Below are 10,679 nucleotides of genomic sequence, written 5' to 3'. Positions count from 1 at the left end.
CGGATAGGAAATTCAACGGCCCAAATGAGGTGAGAGGCGAGCGGGGACAGCGTGAGGCATGGGCTGCGGATCATGGGGCTGCGGATTTGGCCCGAGCGCAGCCCGAGCGGAGTCGCGCACAGTGCTCAGATGTGGGAGGGGGACGAGGGGATGTCGAAATGGGCGGAAGCGAGCGGCCGCGTGGCCGAACGTGTTCGGACAGACTGGAGGCGGGCGACTCAGTCGTCGAAGTCGGCGGGCAGCGGCGGGTCGAATATCAACTCTGGGACCGGCTCGGCCTGGGTAGGATCGAAGGCCGGGGTCGGGTCGAGGAGGAAGTCTCCTTTCGCCTATCTAAACCTATGAGTCGACATCGCTCAACGAGAAGGCATAGTCAGAAGCCGGTGAAGTCCAAAGTCTTCTTCTCTTCGGCGAAGCGGCTGGATTGAAGTGAGGAGATATCTAAGACAGAGGTGGTCCCGCCTCTGACGAGGTCCGCAACGATCTGGCCTACAACGGGAGCGTGCATGAGGCCTGTGCCGGAAAATCCGGCAGCAGTAACCAAGCCTGGAATCGACCGTTCGAGCACGGGAAGATAATCGACGGTTCCAGGGTAGAGGCCGGCCCACCCACTTAGGACTGCGGAGTTGGGTCCAGTGAGGCGAAAAGACCGAGATGCTTGTTCGCGTACAGCGGTTGACCATCTCTTCGACACGGCTTGGTCATAGCTGTCTGGATTACTTGGGTCGTCGTGGCCAAGGAAACCGCCAACAAGCGCCCGCCCCGAGCCATCAGGACGCATGTGCACCTGCTGATCGATATCGATGAGCCAAGGGATGCTTTCGGGAACTTGGGCTGTTTGTTCCAAGATCAGGAGTTCGTGGCGACGTGATACGAACGGGACCTCGAGTCCAGCAAGCGAGGAGATCACTCCGGCGTGTGGCCCGGCAGCGTTGACGACGGTCTCGCCGGTAAACAAGCCCTCTGAAGTGCGGACTCCTATGACCCTGTCATCGTCTCGAAGGATTCCCTCGACTCGTGTGTTGAATTCGAGATGCGCTCCGCCTGCTTGCACCTTCTGGGCGAATCCCTCAACTACGCGATGATGGTCGAGGTATCCACCGGTCTTGCAGTAGTTGCCGGCTTGGAAGCCCGTAACACCCAGTGACGGCCAGAGTACACAGAGTTCTTCCCTGCTCAAGACATCGCAGTGGACTCCTAGTGAATTGAGTAGGTCGGCTTGAGTCGTCAGGCCGTTGGTGTCTTTCGAAGTGAGAAAAAGGTGGCCCGTTTGCTGGTAGCGGGGGTCGATACCGAACTTCTGCTCAAAGTTGAGCCAAGTTGGAAGACTGAGTTGTGCCATTTGAACGTTTATTTCAGATCCGTGGGCAACTCGGATTCCTCCACCAGTTCTGGTTGATTGGCCAGTTCCCGGTTCGAATTGTTCAACAATCCGCACGCTGCTTCCCGCTTCTAGAAGGGCGTGAGCGGCGGCAAGTCCAATGATGCCTGCCCCGACGACGATCACGTCACTTGTGTTCGGGCTGATCCTTCGAACACTAGGTCGCGGGAGATTCATGACCTGTCTCTCTATAGGCGGGTAGTAAGTAACCCATCATCTCAATGGAGAGGGACTCTGACATTCTCTACGTTTGCTCTGTTCAGCATGGGACCATATGGGTCCACGTCAAGAGGCAGACAAGTAAATGAAGTTGGTGTTCTCCTAGTGGTTGCACGCCGAAGCGAAGATTGATGTTCTTGCGACCTTCAGCAGGGTGATGCCGTCAGTTGTGTAGGTGACGCCACGATGAGTGAACATTGGTGTGGCATTCCAAGAGGCCTTGGGGTCTGCGTTCTCGGGTCAGGCAGCGCTGAAGCAGTTGGAGGTTTCCCGCACAACTCGGGTTTGTTCTCGCCGCTAAGACCTCATGACATAGGATGAGGATGCGTTTGCGTGACCCGGAGATGGACAGGTGCACCCATGAAAGCGTCAGATTGGCTTGAGGAGCTATAGGCGTCGTTCGTCGATAGAAAGTCGGCGAAAAGCTTCACACACGTAATGTCAGAAGCCACCGAAGGTCCGGCGTAGGTATGGACTTCGCCAAAGGCCAGACTCCTCAATCAAGGAGATAGCCGCTCGATGGGCGGGCGGTGCGGCCCCGGGTATGCCGGAAGGCTCGTATCCGCCATCGGTGAGGGGGAGGATCAGAGCGAGCGAGGCCCCCTCGAAGGCGTTCGATACTAGGATGAGCGCGACTGGAAGGATTACGTGAAGCGGTCTCCCTCCAGAGATCTTCCAGTAGTGGCGCACGATGCCCCATGCCGTCGGCTGTACGGTGGGGTTACCAGGAATCATCTCAATCTCTGCGCGCTTGAGGAAGTTGCCGCGAACTGAGAACTTGTCGGCTTCGAGTATCGCATGGGGGCAGGACGTGAACGAAGGAAGGAATCAGCCGACGCAGGGTGGGGCTGTGATCACCTTTGGCACTGTGCCTGAGTTGCCCAAGGTGTTTTGCGTCGGCTTCAACAAGACCGGTACGACCATGCTTCACCGCCTGTTCTCCGAGCAGTTGGGCTATCGATCTGACCACAACCCCGAATGGACTGACTGGTCCATTGCCAGCGGGACGAGAGAACTCGATCGGCACGATGTGTTTTCGGACGGCGGATGTGCGTCGATTCGGGAGTTGGACCGTCTCTACCCGGACGCACGTTTCGTATTGAACACACGGTCTTTGAAGCGGTGGGTTTTGAGCAGACATAAGGCGGTCGAGCGTTCCCGGGCTGCCGTACGTTGGGCACTCACCAAGTATGTGCCGCTAGGGCTCTTCGCGAGCGGGGTGAACCGGTGGGTCTTAGAGAATGATGAGAACAGCATGCTCCGATGGATCGCGGTTCGTAACTCGTTTCACAGACACGTCATCCAGTACTTTTCCGAGAGACCGGACAAGTTATTGATCTTAGACATCGAGGATGACCTGGCTCTTCAGAATCTTTCCCGATTTTTGGGTGTCGATACGGTCCTGGAAGCGAAGACAGCGAATGCTGAAGGGCATGGGTCCACGACGAGGATTATCCTCGATGCGATCGGGGCGAAGATGTCCCGGGACCGAAGCGAGCGGGCCGTCGGAGCCTTGTTCGAGAAGTACGACCTCGCTCGTCATGCCGATGAACTGACCTGGTTCCAGTCCGACGTGCATCATGTGAACCGGAGTGCCTCAGGCCGAGTCCTGCAGCTTCTTCCTTACATGCGGCCGCTCGTTCAGGGCGTGTATGTTCGGCTCGTACGAACTCGGAGTAAGGCGCGAAGTTTCATGGCCAAATGGCTCGTGGACACGTTCATTCGGTTCTTCAGGAGTGAACGAGACCTCCATTACTTCACGACGGTTCGCAGATTAGGGAGCGCCTCGCAGTGACGTGTACGGTCGAACAGGTCGATGGTCGGCGCGGTGTGTCCCGGTTCATCGATTTCGCGTGGCGCGTCGAGCGAGGGGCCGCGTCTAAATGGGTGCCCCCCCTTCGCGTGATGATCCAGGGCGACCTCGATCGGAAAGGCAATCCGTTCTATCGGAATGCAGATCGCGCCCTGTTCATTGCCAAGAGAGATGGTCGTCCAGTCGCACGCGTGGCAGCGATCGACAATGGCCGCCACAACGACCACCATGGCGATCGCGTCGGCTTCTTCGGCTTTTTCGAAGGCCAAAACGACCAGGAGGCCACTCGTGCCGTCATGGCCGCCGCCGAGGCATGGTTGGCTGCACGTGGGAAGACGTCTGTCCGTGGGCCCGTGAACCCATCGATGCATCACGAACTTGGGATTCTGGTAGATGGATTCCGCAGCGAGCCTGCGATCATGACCCCGTGGAATCCTCCGTATTACGGCACCATGCTAGAGGCCGCCGGATACAAGAAGGCGCGGGACCTTTTCGCGTTCGATCTGCCGGCGGGAGATGATGCCATTTCAGATCGGGTTGGCAGAATCGCCGAACGTCACCGAAAGCGGACCGGAGTGACATTTCGGAGTTGGAAGCCGAGCGCGATCAAGGAGGAGGCCCGCAAGGTCCATGGGCTTTACTGCGAGGCTTGGGATGGGAGTTGGGGCTTCGTTCCACCAACGTGGGAAGAGTTCTGGCATATGGCGAAGGATCTCAAGTCCGTTTTGCACCCGGACTTCGCTTTCGTGGCAGAGGTGGAAGGAGATCCAGTCGGCTTTATCATGATCGCTCGGGATATCAATCGGGTGCTCCAGCGCATTCCCTCGGGTCGGCTTTGGCCTTGGAACATTGCCCTTCTCCTCCTCGGTCTTCCGCGGGTCGTGAGAGGGCGAATCGTGTTACTTGGGCTCAAGCGTGATCACCGGAACCGCGGCCTGTTTCCACTTCTCGCTGCTGAGATTGCCCGGCGGGCCAGCGCGATCGATGCCGACGGCGCAGAAGCCTCGTGGATTCTCGAAGAGAATGAGTCTCTACTGCGACCGCTCGAGTCGTTGGGGTTAGCCCCCACTAAGCGCTGGCGCATCTTCGAGAAAATGATCGATTGACTCGGCGCTCTCGAAACAGCGCTTGTGGCAGGTTTCCTGGGCTGTTTCGAAGTGGTGTGACCTTCACCCGACTCTCATGATTCCTCGCGTCGTACATCGGACGTGGAAGACCCACGACGTTCCGAAGCGATTCCTCGAGGCTCTTCGGAGTTGGCAAGAGATCCGTCCTGAGTGGGAATATCGGTTCTGGACGGACGACGATCTGGCTGATCTAGTTCACGAAAGGTCTCCAGAGCCATCACGAAGGGGTCGTGATATCCCGCAGCCAGGTATTGGTTGATCTGGCCGATTTGGAATCGTTGTCAACAACTCCATCATCCTCGTGCACGACTCCAATGAACACGTGGCCCAGGAAACCGCGGTGGATGAGGCATTGGCCATGGCGGGACAGACACCCTTTCAGCCCATCGTGCTCACGACGATGACGACCAGCGGAGGCCTGGTTCCCCTGGCCCTCACGGGCTCGGAGATGTGGAGTCCGCTGGCCCTGGCCATCATCGGCGGTCTGCTGACCTCCACAACTGCTGACCCTGGTCCTGGTACCCGCGCTCTACCGGATGGCGGCGGGGCTCATGGAGAGGGTCGGCAGCGAAGACGATGAGGTGGAGCTCTCACTGGCGTGAGGAGGAGCCCATCTGCTTGCACCTGCACTCGACGGATCCCTATATATAGCTACCTCGATATACCTGCCGATCCGTGCCCCCTGAAGAACAGCGGGTAGGTCTCCCATCCCTCATGCGGAATCGACTCCATGCGAAGGTCCGTCTTCTCGCGCGTGTTCACCGGCTTCTTCAGCTTTCTGAACCGGTTCATCGACTGGCACCGCCTGCCGCGACCGCTGGCCATTCTGAACCTCATGGCCCTCCGCACCGTTCTGCGCCACGAGAACCTGTACGATACAAGCACGCCGGGCACGGGCACTGCCGGGGGCGAATCCGCCGGAGTGGAGATCCCGGACTTCGCCGTCAGCTTCCGGACCGAGGATGGGAGCTTCAACGACCTCGAGCACCCCGAGATGGGGCGGACGGGTGAGCGCTTCGCGAGGAACTTCCCGCTCGCCCACTCTTTCCCCGAGACCGGCGAACGTCTCATGTCTCCGAACCCCCGGGACATCAGCAACGAATTGCTCGCCCGTCAGGAGTTCGTGCCCGCGGAGATCCTGAATATCCTGGCCGCCGCCTGGATTCAGTTCCAGACCCACGACTGGTTCAATCACGGGCGCTCCAAGGACGAGGAGCGGTTGGAGATCCCGCTGCGGCCCGGTGATCCCTGGCCCGAGCACCCCATGAAGGTGCTGCGCACCCCCCCGGATCCGACCCGCACCGCCGCCGACAAGGATCTGCCACCGACCTTCGTCAATACCGAGTCCCACTGGTGGGACGGCTCGTCGGTGTACGGCAGCGATGCCAAGGTGGCCGCCGGTCTGCGCACCTTCGAAGACGGAAGGATGAAGGTCCAGGACGGGCGACTCCCCCTGGACCCGGACACGGGGCTGCCTTCGACAGGCTTCAACGAGAACTGGTGGGTAGGGCTGGGCCTCCTCCACACGCTGTTCACGCTCGAGCACAACGCCATCTGCGACCGCATCCGGGGTGTGTATTCGAGCTGGAGTGACGAGCGCGTCTACCAGACCGCCAAGCTCATCAACTCGGCGCTGATGGCGAAGATCCACACGGTGGAGTGGACGACGGCGATTCTCCCCAACAAGGTCCTGCAGACGGGGATGAGCGCCAATTGGTGGGGCCTGGCGGGACAGCCCGTTCGGACCACATGGGGGCGCATCAGCAAGAGTGAGGCGATCAGCGGGATTCCCGGCTCGGAACGGCATCACCACGGCGCTCCGTTCGCCCTCACCGAGGAGTTCGTCACTGTCTACCGCCTCCATCCCCTCATCCCCGACGAGGTTAGGGTGCAGGCGGCCAGGGACGGCTCGGTCATCAAGGACGTGGACTTCAAGCAGCTGGCGCTGCGCAACGCCGTGAGCTTCTTCGACGAAGTGCCCATCGTAGACGCCATGTATACGATGGGTGTCGAGCACCCCGGGGCAATGGTCCTCCACAACTACCCCAACTTCCTGAGAAACCTCACGCTGCCCGATGGCGAGATCCTGGACATGGCCGCGGTGGACATCCTCAAGGACCGGGAGCGGGGCATCCCCCGGTACAACCAGTTCCGACGCCTCCTGCACATGCGGCCCTTCAAGACCTTCGAGCAGATCACGCCCAACCGGAGTTGGTCGGCCAAGCTCAAGGAGGTCTACGAGGGGGATATCGAGCGCATCGATCCTCTGGTGGGCATGCTGTCCGAGACGCCGCCCGCCGGCTTCGGCTTCAGTGACACGGCCTTCCGCATCTTCATCCTCATGGCGTCACGCCGAATCAAGAGCGACCGCTTCTTCACCGACGACTACAACCCACGTGTCTACACGCCCGAAGGCATGCGCTGGATCGCCGAGAACGATATGAGTGCCGTGCTGCTGAGACACTATCCCGAACTCGCGCCGGCACTCAGGGGCGTGACGAACGCCTTCGCCCCCTGGAACCGCCTGCCCATCGGACGGAAGGTCGCCCGGGCACCTGGTCATCGGGAAGTGCTCGCCGAGCGCCGGAGCACGGCCGGTCCGGTGGATAGCCAAGTGGCACCGTAAGGATGAACGGCAGCACCCCGCGGGCCAGTCGGGGGGACAGCCTTCGCTTCAACGCGTTCCAGATGGCGCCGCACCTGCTGCGTGGCGTATTCACCCCACGTCCGTGGTTGACGGCGCTGCTGGACAACCGGCACCCGGACCCCCTGGGCGTAAAGCTGGTCGGCACGCTGCGGCGGAGCTACGCGAGCGACTACCTGTGGCTCAGCGTCGCCGGCAAACCCACGCTGCTGGTCCTGGACCCGAAAGGCATACGCCACGTGCTCGATGCGTCCCCCGACGTCTACGGGCCGCCGGATCTGAAAGTCCGCGGCATGTCCCACTTCCAGCCGGGAGCCGTCACGATCTCGACGGGCGACGATTGGAAGCGGCGCAGGGCTTTCAACGATGATGTGCTTGCCGTCGGGGAGCGTGTCCACCCCCGCGCCGCTGAGTTCCTGGCGGTCGTGGAGCGCCACGTCACTTCCTTGGCCAAGACGGGCACCATGAGGCTGAGGTGGACCGACATCCACGGTGCATTCCGCCGAATCACGGCGGGCGTGGTCTTCGGCCTCGATGTCGATGCCGAGTCGGTGCTGGCGCGTCTGGACGGGCTCATGAAGAACGCCAACCGTCTCGCGGGCCAACCCGACACGAAGGGGTTGCACGCGTTCCAGCACGAGATCCTCGACCGGATGTGCGACCCGGCAGCCGGAGGGCTGGCCGTGGCCGCCTGTCCCTATGTAGAGCCCGACGACCCTCTCCCCGTGGCCGGGCAGATCCCCCACTGGCTCTTTGCCATGAAGGACACCCTGGCCACGAACTGCGCCCATGCGCTCGCCCTCGTCGCCGTCCATGGGGACGTGCAGGAGCGGGCCCGGGCCGAAGTGGCCTCCGCCGACCTGAGTGATACCGCATCGGTGGACGGGATGGCCTTTGTGGAAGGGTGCCTGCGGGACAGCCAGCGACTCTGGCCCACCACGCCAATCATCGTGCGCAGAGCCGTTCAGGACGACGAAGTGGAGGGTCACCCGGTGCCGGCGGGCTCACAGGTGCTCATCCACAACGGCTTCAATCACCGCAATCCCGACTTCATGGCCGACCCCGACGCGTTCTATCCCGAGGCGTGGAAGCAAGGCGGCTGGGACTACCGCTTCAACGCCCTGAGCAATGGTCCCCAGGCGTGTGCCGGCAGCGGCATCGTGCACTTCCTGGGCCGCGCGGTGCTCGGCAGACTGCTCCAACACCATCGTTGGACGCTGAGCCACCCCACGCTCGACCCTGGGCAGCCGATTCCCCACGCCTTCGACCACCAGGCGATGCTGCTGACGGGAGAGTCCGCCTAGCTGGCCTCTCCCTTGTCCACCGGAAGGGACTGGATCCGCTCTCCAAACGGAGCCATGGCGCTGCTGAGATTCTGAGCCTCGCTCCCTCCCAAGGAGAGGAGTCGGACCCGAGAGCGGGCGCGCACCGTGGCGGTGCGCCGCTTGTCGTTGAAGACCGCCACCTCGCCGAAGTGCTGACCGGGCCCCAGCGTCGCCAGATGCTCCTCTCCGCCGTCCACCGCTTTCCGCACGACGTCGACCTCTCCTTCGGAGATGACGTACATCTGCTGGCCGACGTCGCCTTCCCGCACGATGTCCTGGCCGGGCTCGTACATCTCCTTGCGCACGCCGAAGGGCTCGTTCATGCGGATGTTGGCGATGTCCCTCCCGGAGAACGCAGTGAGGATCCAGTCCAGTAGGATCCGCAGCTTCCTGTCCCAGGAGGGAATGAAGTACATGAACGTGGCCCGCCAGGCCACCCATCCCGGAATGCCCCACATGGGGATCCCCTTCAGGTGCGCTACAGCGCGGCGGTGCCCGATGGAGCAGCCTTCACCGACGCCGGAGAAGCGGAAGGGCTTGAGAGGTTTGCCGCTCAGAGCCCGCAGCATGTTCTGGCCCACATGCTTGCCGCCGAACATGGCGTAGGTGGCGATGGTCGGGCACACGCCACCATCGGGATGGGGCATCGCCGCACAGTCTCCGGCAGCCCACAGGGAGTCGCTTCCGAGCACACGCCCATGGACGTCCAACAGTAGCCGCCCCCGCTTGTCCTGCTCGTGGGGGAGGCTGTCGAGAAGGGGTGAGAACGCCGAACCGGCGCAACTGAGCACGCTGCGGGTGGGAATGCGGTCCTCGCCGTTGAGCACCGCCTCTTCGGAGGTCGCGGCCGTGAGGCGGGTGTTCAGGCGGAACTCGACGCCGTTCTTGGCCAGGTAGTCGCGGGCGTACTTGACCAGACGAGGCTGGCTGTCACCAAGCTCCGGCAGGATCTCCTCGCCACTGTGCACGACGATAACGCGGAAGTCCTTCCGGTCGAGACGGGGGAACTCGTTCTTCACCAGCACCTGGAAGTAGTTGGCCAATTCCGAGGCGACCTCGATGCCGCCGAAATTCCCTCCCACGACCACAAAGGTGAGCAGGCGGCGGCGCTCCTCCGGGTCGGATTCCAGCTCCGCCATCTCCAACAAGCTCAGCACGTGGCTGCGAGCCTTCACGCAGTCCCAGTACGTCTTGACCCGCAGCGAGTGCTCCGCCATTCCGGGAAAGCGCGACAGATCGTCCAGCCCTCCCAGAGCCAGGATCGCATGGTCGTACTCCAGCACGTATTCGCGACCATCGATGGCCCGGCTGGTCACGATCTTTTTCGCGACCGTATCGATGGACTCAATCTCGGCGTTGTGGAAGTGTGCGGGCTTGAAGACCCACCGCGCGGGCGTGACGAGCTGCTGGGGTTGGATTCGCCCGACGAGCATTTCGGGGATGAATCCGTGGAAGGTGTGGTAGTTCTCGCGGCTCACGACGGTGAGCTCGACTTCGCCCCGTTTGATCGCCTTGCGCAGGCTTTTCACGACGTAGACTGCTACCCATCCACCACCGAGGCAGACGATACGCGTTGGTTTTGCCATCAGGGCTTCCAAGATTTAAGATATCAGCCACAATACTTGCTGTGGCTCCTGTAGCGCCAGCCAGCCCCCTGGGCGCCATGCACTCCAAAGGTGAGTGGGTCTACGACATTCTGTTCTCGTTGAGGGAGAGTCCGGCACCGGAAAGGAATGGTTCGCGAGGGCGATTGATCCTGGTAGCCCTCGCTCGGCTGAGCCGTTCGTTGCCGTGAACTGCGGAGCGCTTCCCGAAGGTCTGGCCGAGGGGATTCTCTTCGGCCACGAAAAGGGCGCTTTCACTGGCCACGAACTGGCTTGACCGATACGAAGAGTGGACCCCCTACAACAAAGGCAAAGGCTTGGAATCCACCGACGATTCCTGACTGCCGGCTCCGGGGAGCTTCGGTCAGGCTCGACATCGGAGACCCCCGTCCGGCCCGCTCAGCACACAGGTGGCTTGCGTCCAGAGTCCGCGACACGCGGGACCGCCGCGTATTCGGGGCCTCATCCGACTGACTCTTAATCAGTAGGTTCGGGGTTCGAGTCCTTGGCGGGGCGCTATCAGGCAGCAAGGCCCCTCAGCGCTCAGCGCGTTGAGGGGCCTCGTC

The 10,679-nt window shown here is 61.7% G+C and carries 8 protein-coding genes; 5 read left to right on the top strand and 3 right to left on the bottom strand.

The window, feature by feature from the left end; all coding sequences use genetic code 11:
* Positions 1-373: 373 nt before the first annotated feature.
* Both P8L30_02030 and P8L30_02025 read right to left on the bottom strand, forming a co-directional pair.
* On the bottom strand, positions 374-1,558 hold the full coding sequence (locus P8L30_02030; GenBank protein MDG2238979.1) for an FAD-dependent oxidoreductase: 1,185 nt from the start codon (positions 1,556-1,558) through the stop codon (positions 374-376).
* A 483-nt stretch (positions 1,559-2,041) separates the two neighbouring features.
* On the bottom strand, positions 2,042-2,335 hold the full coding sequence (locus tag P8L30_02025) for a hypothetical protein (protein ID MDG2238978.1): 294 nt from the start codon (positions 2,333-2,335) through the stop codon (positions 2,042-2,044).
* 16 nt (positions 2,336-2,351) lie between these two features.
* Here P8L30_02025 and P8L30_02020 point away from each other — a divergent pair, with 16 nt between their 5' ends.
* The 5 genes from P8L30_02020 to P8L30_02000 all read left to right on the top strand — a co-directional run bounded on the left by P8L30_02020 (position 2,352) and on the right by P8L30_02000 (position 8,488).
* Entirely contained in the window at positions 2,352-3,395 is a 1,044-nt protein-coding gene (locus tag P8L30_02020) for a sulfotransferase (protein ID MDG2238977.1), read from the top strand.
* Positions 3,392-4,519 carry a hypothetical protein gene (locus P8L30_02015; protein MDG2238976.1) on the top strand — a complete coding sequence of 376 codons (1,128 nt, stop codon included), beginning with the start codon at positions 3,392-3,394 and terminating at the stop codon, positions 4,517-4,519. The genes P8L30_02020 and P8L30_02015 overlap by 4 nt, the downstream gene beginning before the upstream one ends.
* A gap of 295 nt (positions 4,520-4,814) precedes the next feature.
* Complete coding sequence (locus P8L30_02010; protein ID MDG2238975.1) at positions 4,815-5,120, top strand: efflux RND transporter permease subunit; 306 nt, start codon at positions 4,815-4,817, stop codon at positions 5,118-5,120.
* Between the two features lie 150 nt (positions 5,121-5,270).
* Positions 5,271-7,166, top strand: coding sequence for a peroxidase family protein (locus P8L30_02005; protein ID MDG2238974.1), 1,896 nt, complete (start codon positions 5,271-5,273; stop codon positions 7,164-7,166).
* A gap of 2 nt (positions 7,167-7,168) precedes the next feature.
* Positions 7,169-8,488: a cytochrome P450 gene (locus P8L30_02000; protein MDG2238973.1), complete on the top strand. Its 1,320-nt coding sequence runs from the start codon at positions 7,169-7,171 to the stop codon at positions 8,486-8,488.
* Here P8L30_02000 and P8L30_01995 read toward each other — a convergent pair.
* Complete coding sequence (locus P8L30_01995) at positions 8,485-10,095, bottom strand: FAD-dependent oxidoreductase (protein MDG2238972.1); 1,611 nt, start codon at positions 10,093-10,095, stop codon at positions 8,485-8,487. The genes P8L30_02000 and P8L30_01995 overlap by 4 nt on opposite strands.
* Positions 10,096-10,679: the final 584 nt, after the last annotated feature.

Source organism: Longimicrobiales bacterium, from assembly GCA_029245345.1.
GTDB lineage: Bacteria > Gemmatimonadota > Gemmatimonadetes > Longimicrobiales > Gaopeijiaceae > CALFPJ01.
The sequence above is the reverse complement of the archived record's forward strand: the minus strand, read 5'-3'. Positions and strand labels throughout refer to the sequence as shown.